Here is an 18,324-nt window from a genome sequence, read left to right as displayed (position 1 = left end):
CCCCCCGGCGATATTACTGCGCAGCCCTGTCGATTTGCATCACACTTTGCAGGTAACTGCGCAGATCGTCACGCAATTCTTCGCGGGCCAGGCCAAATGCCACAGTGGCCTGAAGAAAGCCGGACTTTGATCCGCAGTCAAACCGCTGACCCCGGAACCGGTAGCCATATACATTGCGATCCAGTTCAATATCCTTGGCAATCGCGTCGGTCAGTTGGATCTCACCACCTGAACCGGACTTGATCTGATTGAGGTTCTGCAAAACAGTTGGGGACAGAATATATCGCCCAATCACCGCGAGATTGGATGGCGCGTCTTCGGCTTTGGGCTTTTCTACCATGCCCTTCACCTTCACCATCTGACCCATGTCATCTGACACGTCCAAAACGCCGTAAGACGACGTGCGGGAAGGTTCAACTTCCATGGCGGCAACCATGTTACCGCCGGTTTCGGCATAGGCTTCGACCATCTGTTGCAAGCATGGCTTATCCGCCGCGATCACATCATCCGGCAGGATCACCGCAAAGGGTTCATCGCCGATCAGACGCCGCGCGCACCACACCGCGTGACCAAGGCCAAGCGCCTTGTGCTGGCGAATATAGGCAATCGCGCCGCTTTCCATATTGGTGTTCTTGAGCGTTTCAAGCAGCTCTGTCTTGTTTTTCTTGCGCAACTCCTGCTCAAGCTGGGGCGCATGATCAAAGTAATCCTCAAGCGCGCCTTTGCCACGCGAGGTTACAAAGATGAATTCCTTGATGCCCGCCGCGCGGGCCTCGTCAATCGCGTATTGGATCAAAGGGCGATCCACCAAGGTCATAATTTCCTTGGGTACGGACTTTGTCGCCGGCAAAAACCGGGTGCCCATGCCAGCAACCGGAAAGATTGCTTTTGTCACTTTTTTACGCATTGCGTTTCCTAATGCTCAGTTGCCGTAGCTTATGCTATCTTATTATTTACTCAAATTTGGGCCAAACCTTGGCCAAACCGTGCCGGAATTGCAGTATCCAGCCAATTTTCGTCCTGTTTTATCAGTCTTCGCGCAATCCGCGCTGTCTGGCAACTCGGCTCCGTTCTTTTTCAAGGCGACGTGATCTAGATGTCAGCCGGAACAACGGTGCGTCCCGATCCGATTTCCCGAACAGCCCCCCTTTTTGAAGCCATACGCCATCTTTGGTAAACAAGACCTTATGAAACATAGCACTTGGTGACAGGGACATCACGGTGACAATGTCACCCTTTTTCACCCTGTTCACCGCGCTCTGATAATCCTTGGCAAACCGAATGGGCCGGGACGGGATCACAATGGTGGGTCGCCGACGCGCCGGGAAACCCTGAAATCCCGAAACCGGGTGACGCGGAAACGAGGTGCTCGCAATCGCTCGGATTGATCCCTCTGCATAGCCATCGTTCAACCGCTGCATCAAACGACCAACGTCCTTAGGTTCAAGCGATCCGCGCACCATGTGGCGCAGCAGTCTCTTGCGCTCATCCGATCGCAGACGTGCCCATTGATCAGCGTGCTGGACAGCAGGCAAATATTTGCGTTGGAACACTGCCCAGCTTGCCCCGATATCAAACAGATCACGCGGCACCCTATCGGACCGGCGCAGGGAATTTTCGGCAAAACCGTGATGCACCTCCGCCAAGGGTACAATCGCCGTGGCATGGCCAGCCTGCGCCAGACGCATGTTCAGATCGGTCTCATCAAGGAAATAGCGGAAGGCCGGATCAAAGCCGCCGAGATCCACCAATACATCACGGCGAAATGCCATATTGGTGCCTTCGGTCTTGATCGCTTGGCCTTTGGGCGGGTGCAGAACCACTGCCTGATCCGCGCTCAAATCCAGATCGAATGTCTCGCCGCGCGGATCAATCCCCCGCGCCTTCCATTGAAACGATATGCCATTGCGGCCGCGCACAAAGCCGCCTGTCGCGGCGACCTCAGGATGATCAAAGGGTGCCAAGAGATGGAAAAGCCATTGCGGCTCTGGAACAGCGTCATCATCGATAAACGCGATGATCTCGCCCGCCGCATGTGTCACACCCAGATTTCGCGCGGCCGAGATGTTGGCCTCATCAAAAGGTACATGTTTCACACTGCCCGCGAACGGCATATCTCGCGCGGCAGCAATCCCGCCAGGATCTGCAACCACGACCACCTCAAACGGGTCATACTGAAGCTGGGAAACCCCAAGCAAACAGCGCTTGAGCGCCTCGGCCCGGCCACGGCTGACAATGACAACGCTGGCCGGTGGTTGGGTCATTCAAGGCCCATCTGCGCCATCATCGCTTCGATCTTTGGCACATCTTCTGGGTTGTTCAGCTCCCAGAAAGACCGGCCTTTGGACTCGACCTCCACACAAAGAACCGACCGCCCGTTTTCCATGAACCGCAACTGCTCCAACCCCTCCAACTGCTCCAGCGGGCCGGCTGTCCATGACGGATAGGCGGACAGGGCATCAGGGCGATAAGCATAAACGCCCACATGGTGAAACACCGGCGTCGGCGCATCATCGCCGTACACCTTGGATGTGAAGGGTATGACCTCCTTGGAAAAATAAAGCGCCTGATGGTCCGCCGCAAACACGGCGGTTGTCCCGCCAACGCGGTCGGCTTTCCGATCCGCCAGCAGGCTGTTCAGCGCGGCCCCGTCACAGCGTAGCACCGGCGTTGCAATCTCGGCCTGAGGGTTGGATTGCAGCCCTGTCACCAGGTCTTCGACAAACCAATGCGGGGTCAGCGGCGCATCCCCCTGCAGGTTCACCACAATATCAAATCCGCCGCCCAGCGCCGCATGTGCCTCTGCGCATCGCTCGGTGCCGTTCACACAGTCAGAGGAGGTCATCACAACCTCGGCGCCAAAACCCTCAGCGGCGTCTTTGATCCGGTCATCATCGGTTGCGACGACCACCCGATCGACACCGCGCACCTCACTGGCCGCTCTCCAGGACCGTTCGATCAAACTGCGTGAAGCACCGCCCGCCCCTTTGAGCGCCACAAGCGGTTTGCCGGGATAGCGGGTAGAGGCATAGCGGGCGGGAATGACAATCAGAACAGACATCAGGCGGGTTTCAACTCCACATTGGCGGCATGGGCGATAAAGAACGGATTGGCAAAATCTGCCTTTCCATAGGTCAGTGGCGTCAGATCATCATGACGCACCACTGCACCACCTGCCCCGCTCAATACCGCATGACCCGCGGCAGTGTCCCATTCCATGGTGCGGCCAAGGCGCGGATAAAGATCCGCCTCCCCAGTGGCAACCAGACAAAACTTCAGCGACGATCCGGCGCTGGTCATATCCCGCACCTGATATTTGGCGATGTAATCGTCGGTTTGTTCATCCCGGTGCGATTTCGACGCCACCACCATCAATGCGCTATTGTCAGATTGCGCCACGTGGATCGGTGACAGGTCGCCGGGATTGTCCTTGTCCAAAGCCCCGGTTTCCTCAACAGATTGACCATCCGCGCGGGTAAAGAACATCCGCCCTTTTGCAGGCGCATAAACCACGCCAAGGGTCGGAACGCCCTTTTCCACCAGCGCAATATTTACTGTGAAATCTCCACGCCGGTGAATAAATTCTTTAGTGCCATCAAGCGGATCAACAATTAAGAATGTATCAACATCCAATTTATGGGTGGCCGCCTGTTCTTCGGTGATCAATGCCACGTCCGGAAATGCCGCCCGAAGCCCGGCAGAAATGATCGCATCCGCCGCCTCGTCCGCCGCGGTGACAGGGCTGTCATCCGATTTTGACTTTACCTCAAAATCATCACGGCCATAGATCTCCATGATCTTGTCACCTGCCTCCAGCGACAGCCTGCGCATCACGGTGACCAGTTTCTCGTAATCCATCTGCTGCATTCCTCGGCTTTGATTGATTAGTTTGCTCACTCCTCTTATGCTGTGGGGGTAACGGAACAGCAAGAATTCCGTGCAAACATATCATGAGCAGAGGACAGCAGCGCATGTTCCAGTCGACCCGCAAGCCAAAAGGCAGCTTTGCCTCGGCCATTGCCATGGCTGAACTGGTCTATCATTCGATCGTCCGCAGTGTACGCAAACAGCACAATAATGCTTTTGTGGCGATCTTTATCAATGTGTCGCAGGCGATGATGTTTGTCGCCGCGTTCTTTATCATGTTCTCCATCCTTGGCATGCGGTCCGCCGCCCTGCGTGGGGATTTTCTGCTGTATATTATGTCAGGGATTTTCCTCTACCTGACCCATACCAAATCGCTTGGCGCGGTTGCCGGTTCCGAAGGACCAGCCAGCGCAATGATGCAGCATGCGCCGATGACCACGATCATCTCGATCACCTCCGCCGCATTGGGATCTCTCTATATTCAATCGCTGTCTCTGTTTTTGATCCTCTTTGGCTATCACGTCGGGTACAAGCCCTTGGAAATTGAACAACCGGCCGCGGCCTATGGCATGCTCTTGATTGCCTGGTTTACCGGTTGTGCCCTGGGGTTGGTTGTACTGGCGGTCAAACCCTGGTTTCCGGCGGTCACCGGTGTTTTGATGACAGTGTATCAACGGGCCAATATGATTGCCTCCGGCAAGATGTTTGTCGCCAATACCCTGCCGGGGTTCATGCTTGCCATGTTCGACTGGAATCCTTTGTTCCACTGCATTGATCAGGCGCGGGGCTATGTCTTTATCAACTATTATCCGCGTTACAGCTCTTGGGAATATCCCATCTGGGTTGGGATGGTGCTGGTGATGATCGGGTTAATGGGCGAATTTTACACCCGCAAACACGCCTCGCTCAGCTGGAACGCGCGGCGATAAAGGTGTTCGCCATTGGTCTTGGCGCAATGGAATTTTTAAAACTCCAGTCCGGATTTTTTGAACAAATCGCCTAAGTCACCACCCGCAGCGTCAGATTGATCCGCCCACCTTTGGGCAGCAACGTCGATGATCCATCCCGCACCCGGTCCACCCCGTGATAGATCAGCCGCGCCGCACCTCCCATCACGACCACATCCCCCGATTGCAGCCAAACCGATTCCGTCTTACCCCCGCGGATGGTGTTACCGATCCGAAACAGCGCATCATCCCCCAGTGAGACTGACACAACAGGCCAATCAAAATCAGCCTCATCCCGATCCTGATGCATCCCCATCTTTGCGCCGGGCCCATAAAAATTGATCAAACAACACTCTGGCCGCCGGTCCAGCCCTGTCACCCGATCCCAAATCGCCAGTACCGGATCAGGAATGGCGGGCCACGCCGCCCCCTGCGGGTGCTGCTTAACATACCGATAGCCGCGCCGATCACTGAACCAACCGAACTGCCCTGCCGCCGTCATCCGCACTGACATCGGTTTGCCATAGGGTGTATCGGGCTGAAAAAATGGCGCTTGCTCGGACACTTTTCTGATCGCATCCACGACCTGCCCCTGCGCAGCGGGATCAAGGAACCCTTTGTGAACATCGACCTCTCTGATCCTTAAATGTGTCATATCGGTCCTGATCGTTACGTTCTTTGCAAAAATCCATGCAGATTCCTTCTCTGAGGGGCTTTGCAATGGTTGCAGGGTGCATTTGCGCTCCTTATATACCCTCCGAACCGCTGAAGGCAGTGCTGCTTTCAGTCTCACCACAGATCGGAGCAGAGGTGCCGAACCGGGCCTTATGCCTCGTGTCATCGCCTTGAATAAAATGAGGGATCGAAAACATGGCCAAAGTAATTGGTATTGACCTTGGAACAACCAACAGCTGCATCGCCATCATGGACGGCAGCCAGCCCCGCGTTATCGAAAACGCAGAGGGCGCACGTACAACCCCATCTATCGTCGCCTTCACCGACGACGAACGTCTGGTGGGTCAGCCTGCAAAACGGCAGGCCGTAACAAACCCGGACAACACAATTTTTGGTGTGAAGCGCCTGATCGGCCGCCGCAATGACGACGCGGATCTCGCCAAAGACAAGAAAAACCTGCCTTTCAACGTGATTGATGGCGGCAACGGCGACGCATGGGTCGAAGCCAAGGGTGAGAAATACTCCCCTTCGCAGATCTCTGCCTTCATCCTTGGTAAGATGAAAGAGACCGCCGAAAGCTATCTCGGCGAAGAAGTGACCCAAGCGGTCATCACCGTGCCGGCCTATTTCAACGACGCCCAGCGTCAGGCCACCAAAGACGCAGGCAAGATCGCCGGTCTTGAAGTGCTGCGTATCATCAACGAGCCGACCGCAGCCGCCCTGGCCTATGGCCTGGACAAAGAAAATACCCAAACCATCGCGGTCTATGACCTTGGCGGCGGTACATTCGACGTGACCATTCTTGAGATCGACGATGGTCTGTTCGAAGTGAAATCCACCAACGGTGACACGTTCCTCGGCGGTGAAGATTTTGACATGCGCATCGTGAACTACCTCGCAGGTGAGTTCAAAAAAGAGCATTCCGTCGACCTGACCAAAGACAAGATGGCCCTGCAGCGTCTGAAAGAAGCCGCCGAGAAAGCCAAGATTGAGCTGTCCTCGTCGTCCCAGACCGAGATCAACCAGCCGTTTATCTCAATGGGCAAAGACGGTTCGCCGCTGCACATGGTGATGAAGCTGACCCGTGCCAAGCTGGAAAGCCTTGTTGGCGATCTGATCAAAGCCTCGATGAAGCCTTGCGCCGCCGCGCTGAAGGATGCGGGCCTGTCCGCCTCTGACATTGACGAGGTTGTTCTCGTCGGTGGTATGACACGTATGCCCAAGGTTGTTGAAGAAGTGACCAAATTCTTCGGCAAGGAGCCACACAAAGGTGTGAACCCTGACGAAGTGGTTGCACTGGGCGCTGCCATTCAGGCCGGTGTTCTGCAGGGTGACGTGAAAGATGTTGTTCTGCTGGACGTGACACCATTGTCCCTGGGTATCGAAACCCTCGGCGGCGTGTTCACCCGTCTGATCGACCGCAACACCACGATCCCAACGAAAAAGTCTCAGGTCTTCTCGACCGCCGAAGACAACCAGAACGCTGTGACAATCCGCGTGTTCCAGGGTGAACGTGAGATGGCCGCCGACAACAAGATCCTCGGTGCCTTCAACCTTGAAAACATCCCGCCTGCCCCACGCGGCATGCCACAGATCGAAGTGACCTTTGACATCGACGCCAACGGCATCGTTTCGGTGGGCGCACTTGATAAGGGCACCGGCAAAGAGCAGAAGATCACGATCCAGGCCTCTGGCGGTCTGTCCGACGATGACATCGAAAAAATGGTCAAGGACGCCGAAGAGAACGCCGAAGCGGATAAAGAACGCCGCGAGCTGATCGAAGCGAAAAACCAGGCCGAAAGCCTGATCCATTCGACCGAAAAGTCGGTGGAAGAGCATTCGGATAAGGTGGATCCGACAACTGTCGAAGCCATCGAACTGGCCATTGCCGCGCTCAAAGACGAGCTGGAAACTGAAAATGTCGAGAAGATCAAATCCGGCATCCAGAACGTCACCGAAGCGGCCATGAAACTGGGCGAAGCCATTTATAAGGCCGCGCAGGAAGAAGGCGAAGACGTTCCCGAAGCGGCAGATGCTGCAGGTGGCGACGATGACATCGTCGATGCCGAGTTCGAAGATCTGGACGATGACAAGCGCGCGTAAATTGATGCGCTGAACTGACGACAGGGCCGGTCCGATAGACGGGCCGGCCCTTCGTGTTCCGGAAAAAGGACATTAATCCATGGCAAAACGTGATTATTACGAGGTACTTGGCGTCGCCAAGGGGGCCTCTGCCGACGAGATTAAGAAAGGCTATCGCAAGAAGGCCAAAGAACTGCACCCGGATCGCAACGCCGACAAACCGGACGCCGAAGCGCAGTTTAAGGAGGCCAACGAAGCCTACGAAGTGCTGAAAGACGCCGACAAGAAAGCAGCCTATGACCGTTATGGTCACGCCGCATTCGAAGGTGGCATGGGTGGCGGTGGCCGTCCCGGCGGTGGCTTTGGCGGCGGTCAGGGTGATTTCTCATCCGCATTTTCCGACGTATTCGACGACCTCTTTGGCGACTTTATGGGTCAACGCGGCGGCGGGGGCGGTGGACGCCGTGCCGCACGCGGATCTGACCTGCGCTATAACCTGCGCATCTCCCTCGAAGAGGCATATTCCGGCCTGCAAAAATCTATCAACGTGCCAACCTCCGTGCCCTGTGGCGGCTGCGAAGGATCAGGCGCAGAAGGCGGCGCAGAGCCGACGACATGCCCCACATGTTCCGGCATGGGCAAGGTGCGCGCGCAACAGGGCTTCTTCACCGTTGAACGCACCTGCCCGACCTGTTCCGGCATGGGCCAGACCATCAAGAACCCCTGCAAGACCTGCCGGGGCGCAGGCCGTGTTGAAAAAGAACGGTCGCTGTCTGTGAACATCCCAGCGGGCGTCGAGACCGGCACACGCATTCGTCTCGCTGGCGAAGGCGAAGCGGGCATGCGCGGCGGACCATCAGGCGATCTGTACATCTTTATCGAAGTGCAGGAACACGAACTGTTTGACCGCGACGGTCCAAACCTGTTCTGCCGCGTGCCAGTGTCCATGAGCACGGCCGCACTGAGCGGCACAATCGAAGTGCCCACCATTGATGGCGGTCGCGGCCGCGTATCCATCCCATCCGGCAGCCAATCTGGCCGGCAAATGCGCCTGCGCGGCAAGGGCATGCCAGCCCTGCGCGGCAAAGGTGTAGGTGACATGATCATCGAATTGGCAGTTGAGACGCCCGTCAACCTGACGTCAAAGCAGAAAGAACTGCTGCGCGAGTTTGAAGAGCTGTCATCGGAAAACAACCCCGAAAGCAGCAGCTTTTTCTCAAGTGTGAAATCCTTTTGGGATTCGATGAAAGGCTGACCTATTGACCAGACTACAGGTCCGGCGATTGGTCTAACGAGTGTGAAAGGAGGCCACGGTGTGCGACCGTGGCCTCTTTTCTTTTGGGTCAATCGTAATCATAGCCCAGATAGCGGTTGGGCTTGTCCGCATCTTCAGGTTTGCCAATAAACCGGGCCCAAACCCCGCCGGGCCGCCATATGCCATCCATCAGCGTAAATGCCATGTCTACATCGCCGCCGCGCCCTTCCAAAGCAAAGCGATAGAAAAACGCTGAAACCCGTGCGTTGTAGATGCAATGCACATGCAATGGCGCATCTGGTGCCGCCTCGATCGCCGCACAAAAGGCCGTCCAGTCCGTTTCGGTAGGATTGGAAAAATCCACCGGGATATAAACATATTCCATCCCGAGCCGCGCAACACTTGCCGCCTCATCATCCAGCGCGCCGTCATTGCTGTGCGGGCCAAGGTTGATGATCTGCACGACACCAGATTGCGCAAGCGTGCTGAGTTGCCCTTCCGTAGGCTGCCCAGACAGGCTGATCCGTGTATCCCAGCGCCGCCAGTTCAGAATGTCTTGCTCTGCTGTCATAGTCGCCTCTTTCTACGGCCTGTGTTTGCGCCGCGATCTGGCATTACACTGCAAAACCCTCACGCGCTGTTAATCTTAACGCTTCTCTAACCCTCAGCGTCCAGTGTTTTCCTATGTCTGCGCTTCCTGATTCCCATCAACCCATGCTTTTTGATGAGGCCCCTGCCACTGCTCCTGTGCAGGGCAAACAACCTTCATACATTCACGATCATCGTCACCGGTTGCGGGCCCGCTTCATGGCAGGCGGCGCCGATGCCATGCCAGATTATGAGCTGCTTGAACTGGTGCTGTTTCGCGCCATTCCGCGCCGCGATGTCAAACCCTTGGCGCGGGCACTGATGGACCGATTTGGTGATTTTAATCACGTCATCACCGCCACAGAGGCACGCTTGCGCGATATCTCCGGCGTTGGTGATGCCGTGGTCGTTGAATTGAAGATCGTGCAAGCCGCAGCACAGCGTATGGCGCGGGCCAAAGTTCTGCAAAAACACATCCTATCAAGCTGGGACGCGCTTCTGGAATACTGCCAGATCGCAATGGCCCACCGCGAGACGGAACAATTTCGCGTTCTGTATCTGGACCGCAAGAACCTGCTGATTGCGGATGAGGAGCAGGGCAAAGGTACCGTGGACCACGTGCCCGTCTATCCCCGTGAGGTCGCCAAACGCGCGTTGGAGCTGAACGCGTCCGCGCTCATCCTCGTGCACAATCACCCCTCTGGTGATCCGACCCCCTCTGCCGCGGATATCGACATGACCCATCAAATCGAGAGCGCCTGTGACGCGCTGGGGCTAACGCTGCATGATCATCTGATCATCGGAAAATCACGCGAATTGAGCCTGCGGTCCGAGGGATTCATTTAAACGGGAGGAATGCTACCTCACCCAAACTTCAACCCGGCGGTTTGCCTGCCTGCCCCATGCGGTGTCATCACAAGCCATCGGCAATGCCTCACCAAAGGCATCAACGCCGAGATCCACCCGTTCCAGATTGGCCGTAACAGCCGCCGCGCTTACCGCCCGCGAGACAGCCTCGGCGCGGCGCAGGGCGATGTCACGGTTGGCCTTTGCCGCCCCCTGCCCATCACTAAACCCGACAAAGAGAATTTGCCGCGCATCGTATTTGCCCTGCTCCAGAGATCGCGCCAATTGCTGCACATTGGAACGGGATTGCGCATCAAGCCGGATCGAACCTGCCTCAAACCGGAACGACGTCGTCAAACGCGCCATCGGGCCAAGCGTGGCAATCATGCGTTGCAGCTCTTGCAGGGAGGTTTCAGGACCAGCCACAGTGATTGCATTGGCAAACCTGTTGCCCTGATCATCCACTGGAATTTCCTCGGGCCGTTGATCTACAAATCCGGCGCGGCGGATCACATTCTGTGCGGATGGACCACGGGTAAAGGCCAAGAACTCCCTCGCGATCAACGGCAAACGCCGCGCCGGGAAATACAGGAACATCGGCGCCGTCAATGGATAGTCTTCGGTCTTGATCGTCCGCCGCGCCGCATCCAGATAGAACCCGCAGCTCCCGCTCAGGGTCAGAACCTGCGTGTTGCGCCGTTCGGCAAAGCTGGTGATGCCCAAGGCAAAACTGTCCTTTGCCACGGCTTGAGCGAGGGCACCGGGCAGCGCATGGCGGGTGATCTGTTCGGCCAGAGAGGATTTTGCAGGCAGCATCACCTGATCCTCAATGGCCTGACTTAATCCGCTGGCCAAATCGGGCAAATGCAGTTCAATTGGCGCGTTCGGACCGCCCAGCTCCTGCCAGTTTGTGATCTTTCCTGCAAATACCTGGGCAAGGGCTAATGGCGAGATATCTTTGATCGGATTGGTCGGCGCGACCACCGGCACAACCGCATCCAACGCCAGAACACGGCTGCGATTCGGCCCGGTCAGATCGCCCATGCCAGCCTCACGGGCATTGATCCGTTCGGTTTTGCGTATTTCACGCAGGGACATGACGATGTCAGCCTCATCAGCCAGCAGATCGGCAAACCCTTCATCGGCATTGGTGGCGCGAAAGCCAAAGCGGGCGGCCAGTTTGCCTGTGTCTTTGCGGTGCAACAACAGATCAAACCGCGTCGCATCCACGGTTTCGCGGCTCACATCATAGCCACCGCGTTGGGCATAAGCCTCAATCAGGGCCGGCATCAAAACCGCGCCCATGGTCGCAGAGCCGGACAAATACACCTCGGCAACGTAGTCTTGTAAATTCGGACAACCCGGACCGGCACAATTCACACCGGATCCGTCAACCGTCAGTTCGCCATATTCGGTTTGGACACGGTAGAACTCTCCGTCAAAACCGGAGAGAGTTCCGCTCAGCTCGATTTTGCCATCGCGCGAGGTCAGCGTGACGTCCTGTGCCCACAAAGTGGATGCACCAAACAGAAAAAATGCGGCGAAGGCCGCCGCACATTTCAATCTCATCCTAAGACCCCTGGCGCTGCGTTACTTGGCAGCGACTTTCAGGTCTTGCAGCAGATTATTCAACACCAGAAACCCACCAATCTCGTCGCAATCGGGAACGGGCAGTGTCAGGTTTTGCGTTTTGATCGAATAATCGCCCAAAACTTCAAGCGACTGCGCCTCAATCTCCAACCCGCAATTGGCCTCGGTGATCTCCGCTTCAACGCTCAAAGCGATGACGCCAGAGCGGCCATTTGTATCACTGGGAAAGCTGTAGACTTCTGCCAGCAGGGGATCACCTGCGTTTGTATCGCCATGCCGCGTCAGAACGCCGCCGTTGCCTGTGACAGCATCGGCAATCTCGCCAGGTGACGCTTCCCACAAATGGCCGGTCTCGCCGTAGCCTGCGCCAAACTCACGGGCGTGGATCTGAAACCCTGTGTTGCCCTTCCATTGCAGAACCGAGCGGTCAAAATCAGCCAAGTCCTCGACCATGGTCTGCGCCACTGCGCCATCACCATTGGTGAAAGCCATGATGAAGACGGCGTCGGTGGCCAAGGCCGGCACGGTCAGGTCCAGTGTTCCGTTAAAAGTTGTCGTCTCGGTGAAAATCATGCCGTTGTGGTGCACTGTCACCCGCTCATTGGGCAGACAGGGCGCTTCCATGCTCAGCTTGACCATCGCCGCCGCAATCGGCTGTGCAACTGCGGAAATGGTGCAGGCGTTGGCCACATCAATCTCCGGCATATCCGGTTCAGGCAGAACGCTCTTGGGTGACGCAACCTTGACCACTTCGGGATCAGCCTGCGGCACGTCAATCGCACTGCTGAACTCCGCCGAAGTCAGCTTGATTTCCTGCACATCCAACAGGGAATTGGCTGGATCGGAGGCATCAATCGTTTTCACCATGGGGATGGCATTGCCAGCCACACCATAGCGTTGCTGTGCGGTATCGGTGCTTTGCATGACAAAGCCGATGGCAAGCGCGCAGGTCAATGTACCTGCTGCGGTTGCGATACCTTTTTTCTGCAAAACAAAAGTCTGCAACATGGGTCCTGTTCCTTTAATGGAATCGTTCAGGAACGTTGTCGCAAACAAAAAGGGCCGCCTTATGACCCGTTTAGGCGCAGAATGTGGCGCTTAAGTGTCAGATGTTTAACCCAAACGCCCGTGGCAATGTTTGAATTTCTTACCGGACCCACAAGGGCACATGTCATTTCGGCTGGGATTGCCCCAAGTAGAAGGATCATCCTCGACAAATCCGTCTAGGGCCGCCCCCGCTGCAGGGGTTTCCTTGGCCGCTGCCGCGTTCATTGCCAATTGACGCGCTGCCATTTCCTGCATCATCGCGTTCCGCTCTTCTTCAGTCATCGGCTGAATCTGGGCCAGCTTTTGCGTGACGTCCTGACGCAGGCTGTCGAGCATGGTTTCAAACAGTTGGAAGGATTCATTCTTGTATTCGTTCAACGGATCGCGTTGCGCATAGCCGCGGAAGCCGACCACAGACCGCAGGTGTTCCAGCGTCAGCAGGTGATCGCGCCACTTGCCGTCAATCGCTTGCAACAAAAGCTGCTTTTCGATGTTGCGCATATTCTCTTCGCCAAAGACCTCGGCCTTTTGCGCCATCAACCCGTCGGTCGCTTCGATCAGGCGTTCACGGATCACGTCGTCATCCACGCCTTCTTCTTCGCACCATTCAACGATAGGCAGATCCATGTTTAACTGTTCGGCAACCGCCGTCTTGAACCCTTCGGTGTCCCACTGATCGGCATAGGTTTTGGGCGGCATGTACACATCAATCAGATCGTCGATCACCTGATGGCGCATATCGGTGACGATCTCGTTCAGGTCTTCTGCTTCCATGATGTCGCGGCGCTGGCCGAATACCACCTTACGCTGCTCGTTCATCACATCGTCGAACTTCAAAAGCTGTTTGCGGATGTCAAAGTTGCGGCCCTCGACCTTGGCCTGTGCCCGCTCCAGCGATTTGTTCACCCATGGGTGAATGATCGCTTCGCCTTCTTTGAGGCCCAGCGTCGTCAGCACCTTCTCAAGCCGCTCGGACCCGAAAATGCGCATCAAGTCGTCTTCCAAGGACAAGAAGAACGATGTGCGCCCCGGATCACCCTGACGGCCAGAACGGCCCCGCAACTGGTTGTCGATGCGGCGGCTTTCGTGCCGCTCCGAGGCCAGAACATAAAGCCCGCCTGCCTCCAGCACCTTTTTCTTTTCATCCGCGTGTTCCGCCTCGATCCGCGCACGCAGGGCGGCGGGATCGGCATCCGGGTCTGCGTCCAGCGCCTCAAGCACCTTGAGATCGACGTTGCCGCCCAGCTGGATGTCCGTACCGCGGCCCGCCATGTTGGTGGCGATCGTGACCGCGCCAAGCTTGCCCGCATCCGCGATGATCTGAGCTTCCTGCTCATGCTGGCGGGCGTTCAGTACATTATGCGGAATCCCAGCCGCCGTGAGCATCACGCTCAACTGTTCAGACTTTTCAATCGACGTGGTCCCCACAAGGCAGGGCTGGCCCTTGGCATGGGCTTCTTTTACCTTTTCGATCATCGCCTGGTATTTTTCGTTTGCCGTACGATAGACGGCATCATCCTCATCAACCCGCGCAATTGGCACATTCGTCGGGATCTCGACCACGCCGAGCCCGTAAATCTCGCCAAATTCTTCGGCTTCGGTCAACGCGGTGCCGGTCATCCCGGCCAGCTTGTCATAAAGACGGAAATAGTTCTGGAACGTCACCGAAGCGAGCGTGACATTCTCAGGCTGAATGGAGGTGCCTTCCTTGGCCTCGATCGCCTGATGCAACCCATCAGACAAACGGCGGCCCTGCATCATCCGGCCGGTGAATTCGTCAATCAACATCACCTCACCGTCACGGACGATGTAATCGCGGTCTTTCAGGAACAGCTTGTGCGCCCGCAAACCCTGATTGACGTGGTGAACAATGGTCGTGCTCTCGGGATCATAAAGAGTCTGACCCTCTTCAAGCAGACCATGCGCACGGAGTTGCTCTTCGAGAAACTCGTTGCCTTCGTCAGTAAAGGTCACATTTTTGGTTTTCTCGTCCAACTCGTAATGTTCTGGCTGCAAGGACGGGATCAGCGCGTCAACGGTCACATACATCTCGGACCGGTCCTGCGCCGGTCCGGAAATGATCAACGGCGTCCGGGCCTCGTCGATCAGAATACTGTCGACCTCATCCACAATCGCGAAATTGTGCTGCTTTTGCAGGATCTCATCGAGGTTGGATTTCATGTTATCGCGCAGATAATCAAAACCCAGCTCGTTGTTCGTGGCATAGGTGATGTCGCATTCGTAAGCGGCACGTTTATCGGCCTCAGGCATCTGCGAGATCGCCGCGCCGGTGGTCATACCAAGTGCGCCAAATACCTTGCCCATCCAATCCGCATCACGCTGAACCAGGTATTCGTTCACGGTCACAATGTGAACGCCCTTGCCCGTGAGCGCATTCAGATAAGCGGCCAGAGCGGCAGTGAGGGTTTTGCCCTCACCGGTCTTCTGTTCGGAAATATTACCTTCATGCAGAAAAATCGCGGCCAGCATCTGTGTGTCAAAGGCGCGAATGCCGAGCGTCCGGCGTGCGGCCTCGCGGCAGTTTGCAAATGCCTCGGGCAGCAGGTCATCAAGGCTTTCGCCATTCTGGGCGCGTTGGCGCAGATCCGCTGTTTTGTCGATCAACCCTTGGTCGCTCAGCTTTTCGATCTCCGGCTCAAGTGCGTTGATCTTTGCCACCAGCGGGCGCGTCGCCTTGATCTTGCGGTCGTTTGGTGTGCCAAAGACCTTTTTGGCGATTGTTCCGATACCCAGCATGTGCTCTCCAGCCGAAGTTGCAATGTCTGGCGCTGATCTGCTTGCCCAGCGCCTTGTCTGCCCATAGATAGATGGGTGAACGAGCGTCTGAACGGCGCCCATAGGGCGATGTAAGGGCCGCACCAAACGCTGTCAATGTAGCAGCCCCCCGGGAGGGGCGAACGATAGGACATTCCATGCATAAACCACGCACTTTTCTGGCATCTCTGGCACTTTCCGCATGTCTGGCCCTACCGGCGGCCGCGCAGGACGAAGCCGGGTTGGATACCGTTGTTGCCACAGTGAACGGCACAGAGATTACCGTGGGCCACATGATCGTCGCCCGCGCGACCCTGCCCGAGCAGTATCAGCAGCTGCCCGATGAGATCCTTTTTAAAGGTATTCTGGATCAGTTGGTGCAACAGACGGCCCTTGCTGACACCTATCGGGGTGATCTGCCAGCGCGGGTCAGACTGTCGATGGAAAACGAAAACCGCTCCCTTGTGGCGGGTGAAGTGATTGAAGGCGTGATGGCCGGCCCCGTTGACGAAGACGCGCTCAAGGCCGCCTATGACGAACAATACGCCAGCGCCGAACAGGGCGATGAATACAACGCCTCTCACATTTTGGTGGAAACCCAGGAAGAGGCGCTTGCGATCAAGGCTGAACTGGATGGCGGCGCAGACTTTGCCGAGCTGGCCCGCGAAAAATCCACCGGCCCGTCCGGCCCCGGCGGCGGATCGCTGGGCTGGTTCGGAAAAGGCATGATGGTGCCCAGTTTCGAGGCTGCTGTCATTGCCATGGAAGCAGGCGCGGTGTCTGAACCGGTAGAGACACAGTTTGGCTGGCATGTGATCATGCTGAACGAGATCCGGAAGACCGAAGCCCCCGCGCTTGACACCGTGCGCGACGAGCTGGAGCTTCAAATCCGCCAGACCCGCGTTCAGACCACAATCGACAGTATCACCGAAGCCGCCGATGTCGACCGCTCTGCCGCGGAAGGCATTGATCCGGCGATCCTCAAAAACATCGAATGGCTTGAATAAGAAATGGCAAAAATAACCTCTGTTTCACCGCTCGCGCCTGCACAATTTCCCGATCTGCCTGTGATCGACGGGGTACGCTTTGCAACGACAGCCGCTGGTGTTCGATATCAAGGCCGGACAGACGTGATGCTGGCGGTGTTGAACCCCGGTACCAGCATTGCAGGGGTGTTCACCCGCTCCGCCACCCGCGCGGCACCAGTTCTTGATTGCCAGGAAAAGATTGGCGGTGCCGCCACTGGCCCTGCCGCGATTTTGGTCAATTCGGGCAATGCCAATGCCTTCACCGGCCAAGGTGGCGTGCAGAGTGTGCAGGCAATCACGGCGGCGGTGGCCGCCAGTTGTGATATACCGCAGGCGCGTGTCTTCACATCCTCGACCGGTGTGATTGGCGAACCGCTGCCGCATGACAAGATCACTGCTGTCCTTGGGGATCTGCATGACCGTTTGGATGAAAGCGGGATCGCCGCTGCCGCCAAGGCGATCATGACGACCGACACCTTCCCGAAAGGTGCCTCTACCCGCGTGACAGACAACGGCGGAACCGTGCAGATCGCGGGCATCGCCAAAGGCTCCGGCATGATCGCGCCGGATATGGCCACAATGCTGGTCTACATCTTTACAGATGCGCAGGTAGATCAGGCCGATCTGCAATCCATGGTGTCGGAGTTCAACGATGTCACCTTTAACTGCATCACCGTTGATAGCGATACATCAACCTCGGACAGCTTGATCATGGCGGCCACAGGCGCTTCCGGTGTCGATATGACCGGCAGTGCCGCGTTCAGGGAGGCACTGCATGGTCTGATGCTCGATCTGGCACATCAAGTGGTCAAAGACGGCGAAGGCGCAACCAAATTTGTCGAGATTGCCGTCACGGGCGCGGCCAGTGCCGCAGATGCCAAGACCCACGCGATGGCCATCGCCAATTCACCACTGATCAAGACCGCCATCGCAGGCGAAGATCCCAACTGGGGCCGTGTTGTGATGGCCATCGGAAAATCGGGCGCCGCGGCGGACCGTGATCGCCTATCTATCCGCTTCGGCGATATCCAAGTGGCCAAGGATGGCTGGCGCAGCCCCGATTATTCCGAAGCGGATGCCGCTGCCCACATGAAAGGCGACCATGTATCCATCGGGGTCGATCTGGGGATCGGAACAGGCTCAGCAACCGTTTGGACCTGTGATCTGACCCATGGATATATCGAGATTAACGCGGACTACCGTTCATGAAGGTGGTCCTTGTTTCAGCGGTCGCGCTGATTGACGTGGATGGTCGGGTCTTGTTGGCACAACGACCGGAAGGCAAATCCATGGCGGGCCTCTGGGAATTTCCCGGCGGCAAGGTCGAAGCTGACGAGACCCCTGAAACGGCCCTGATTCGCGAACTGGAAGAAGAACTGGGCATCAACACCTGGGCGTCCTGCCTGGCTCCGCTGACCTTTGCCAGCCACAGCTATGAGGATTTTCATCTGCTGATGCCGTTGTTCGCCTGCCGCAAATGGGAAGGCACGCCAATGCCGCGCGAGAATCAGGCGTTGAAATGGGTGCGGGCCAATGATTTGCGCAATTATCCCATGCCCCCTGCCGATGTGCCGCTGATCCCGATCCTTCGCGACTGGCTCTGAACCCAAACGCGCTGAAATCT

16 protein-coding genes are annotated in these 18,324 nt (G+C 56.8%); 7 read left to right on the top strand and 9 right to left on the bottom strand.

Annotation, left to right across the window (positions count from 1 at the left end; translation table 11 throughout):
- Window positions 1-13: 13 nt before the first annotated feature.
- The 4 genes from galU to cysQ all read right to left on the bottom strand — a co-directional run bounded on the left by galU (window position 14) and on the right by cysQ (window position 3,858).
- Window positions 14-907 carry a UTP--glucose-1-phosphate uridylyltransferase GalU gene (gene galU, locus K3754_RS00790; protein WP_025047371.1) on the bottom strand — a complete coding sequence of 298 codons (894 nt, stop codon included), beginning with the start codon at window positions 905-907 and terminating at the stop codon, window positions 14-16.
- Window positions 908-1,028: 121 nt separating this feature from the next.
- Window positions 1,029-2,264, bottom strand: coding sequence for a glycosyltransferase family 2 protein (locus K3754_RS00785; RefSeq protein WP_259939990.1), 1,236 nt, complete (start codon window positions 2,262-2,264; stop codon window positions 1,029-1,031).
- Window positions 2,261-3,061 (bottom strand): 3-deoxy-manno-octulosonate cytidylyltransferase, encoded by an 801-nt coding sequence (locus K3754_RS00780; RefSeq protein WP_259939986.1) that lies wholly within the window; start codon window positions 3,059-3,061, stop codon window positions 2,261-2,263. Before K3754_RS00780 ends, K3754_RS00785 begins: the two co-directional genes overlap by 4 nt.
- Complete coding sequence (cysQ, locus tag K3754_RS00775) at window positions 3,061-3,858, bottom strand: 3'(2'),5'-bisphosphate nucleotidase CysQ (protein ID WP_259939983.1); 798 nt, start codon at window positions 3,856-3,858, stop codon at window positions 3,061-3,063. Before cysQ ends, K3754_RS00780 begins: the two co-directional genes overlap by 1 nt.
- A gap of 113 nt (window positions 3,859-3,971) precedes the next feature.
- Between cysQ and K3754_RS00770 the strand changes: the two genes are divergently transcribed.
- Window positions 3,972-4,796: an ABC transporter permease gene (locus K3754_RS00770; RefSeq protein WP_025047375.1), complete on the top strand. Its 825-nt coding sequence runs from the start codon at window positions 3,972-3,974 to the stop codon at window positions 4,794-4,796.
- Between the two features lie 70 nt (window positions 4,797-4,866).
- Here the strand turns inward: K3754_RS00770 and K3754_RS00765 are convergent, their stop codons facing one another.
- Window positions 4,867-5,469 carry an alpha-ketoglutarate-dependent dioxygenase AlkB gene (locus K3754_RS00765; RefSeq protein WP_259939976.1) on the bottom strand — a complete coding sequence of 201 codons (603 nt, stop codon included), beginning with the start codon at window positions 5,467-5,469 and terminating at the stop codon, window positions 4,867-4,869.
- A gap of 215 nt (window positions 5,470-5,684) precedes the next feature.
- Between K3754_RS00765 and dnaK the strand changes: the two genes are divergently transcribed.
- Together dnaK and dnaJ are read left to right on the top strand one after the other, a co-directional pair.
- On the top strand, window positions 5,685-7,592 hold the full coding sequence (gene dnaK, locus K3754_RS00760; RefSeq protein WP_203209487.1) for a molecular chaperone DnaK: 1,908 nt from the start codon (window positions 5,685-5,687) through the stop codon (window positions 7,590-7,592).
- A gap of 79 nt (window positions 7,593-7,671) precedes the next feature.
- Window positions 7,672-8,826: a molecular chaperone DnaJ gene (dnaJ, locus tag K3754_RS00755; RefSeq protein ID WP_259939971.1), complete on the top strand. Its 1,155-nt coding sequence runs from the start codon at window positions 7,672-7,674 to the stop codon at window positions 8,824-8,826.
- 88 nt (window positions 8,827-8,914) lie between these two features.
- Here dnaJ and K3754_RS00750 read toward each other — a convergent pair whose 3' ends face one another.
- Entirely contained in the window at window positions 8,915-9,397 is a 483-nt protein-coding gene (locus tag K3754_RS00750) for a protein tyrosine phosphatase family protein (RefSeq protein ID WP_259939968.1), read from the bottom strand.
- Window positions 9,398-9,540: 143 nt separating this feature from the next.
- On the opposite strand from K3754_RS00750, the gene radC reads away from it, so the two are divergent.
- On the top strand, window positions 9,541-10,260 hold the full coding sequence (gene radC / locus K3754_RS00745; RefSeq protein WP_259939966.1) for a RadC family protein: 720 nt from the start codon (window positions 9,541-9,543) through the stop codon (window positions 10,258-10,260).
- Between the two features lie 12 nt (window positions 10,261-10,272).
- Here the strand turns inward: radC and K3754_RS00740 are convergent, their stop codons facing one another.
- The 3 genes from K3754_RS00740 to secA all read right to left on the bottom strand — a co-directional run bounded on the left by K3754_RS00740 (window position 10,273) and on the right by secA (window position 15,654).
- Window positions 10,273-11,829 carry a phosphate ABC transporter substrate-binding/OmpA family protein gene (locus K3754_RS00740; RefSeq protein ID WP_259939961.1) on the bottom strand — a complete coding sequence of 519 codons (1,557 nt, stop codon included), beginning with the start codon at window positions 11,827-11,829 and terminating at the stop codon, window positions 10,273-10,275.
- Window positions 11,830-11,850: 21 nt separating this feature from the next.
- Window positions 11,851-12,858, bottom strand: coding sequence for a hypothetical protein (locus K3754_RS00735; RefSeq protein ID WP_203209492.1), 1,008 nt, complete (start codon window positions 12,856-12,858; stop codon window positions 11,851-11,853).
- 105 nt (window positions 12,859-12,963) lie between these two features.
- Window positions 12,964-15,654 carry a preprotein translocase subunit SecA gene (gene secA / locus K3754_RS00730; protein WP_259939959.1) on the bottom strand — a complete coding sequence of 897 codons (2,691 nt, stop codon included), beginning with the start codon at window positions 15,652-15,654 and terminating at the stop codon, window positions 12,964-12,966.
- A 176-nt stretch (window positions 15,655-15,830) separates the two neighbouring features.
- On the opposite strand from secA, the gene K3754_RS00725 reads away from it, so the two are divergent.
- From K3754_RS00725 to K3754_RS00715, 3 genes are read left to right on the top strand one after another with little or no spacing between them, the layout of a single operon-like run.
- The gene (locus K3754_RS00725) at window positions 15,831-16,679 is read left to right on the top strand and encodes a peptidylprolyl isomerase (protein ID WP_259939957.1); all 849 of its coding nucleotides are present in this window, start codon (window positions 15,831-15,833) and stop codon (window positions 16,677-16,679) included.
- Window positions 16,680-16,682: 3 nt separating this feature from the next.
- On the top strand, window positions 16,683-17,909 hold the full coding sequence (gene argJ, locus K3754_RS00720; RefSeq protein WP_259939955.1) for a bifunctional glutamate N-acetyltransferase/amino-acid acetyltransferase ArgJ: 1,227 nt from the start codon (window positions 16,683-16,685) through the stop codon (window positions 17,907-17,909).
- Window positions 17,906-18,304, top strand: coding sequence for a (deoxy)nucleoside triphosphate pyrophosphohydrolase (locus tag K3754_RS00715; protein ID WP_203209496.1), 399 nt, complete (start codon window positions 17,906-17,908; stop codon window positions 18,302-18,304). Before argJ ends, K3754_RS00715 begins: the two co-directional genes overlap by 4 nt.
- The last annotated feature ends 20 nt before the right edge of the window (window positions 18,305-18,324 follow it).

Source organism: Sulfitobacter sp. M368, assembly GCF_025141875.1.
GTDB classification, from domain to species: domain Bacteria; phylum Pseudomonadota; class Alphaproteobacteria; order Rhodobacterales; family Rhodobacteraceae; genus Sulfitobacter; species Sulfitobacter mediterraneus_A.
This window is presented reverse-complemented; position numbering and strand designations above follow the sequence as displayed.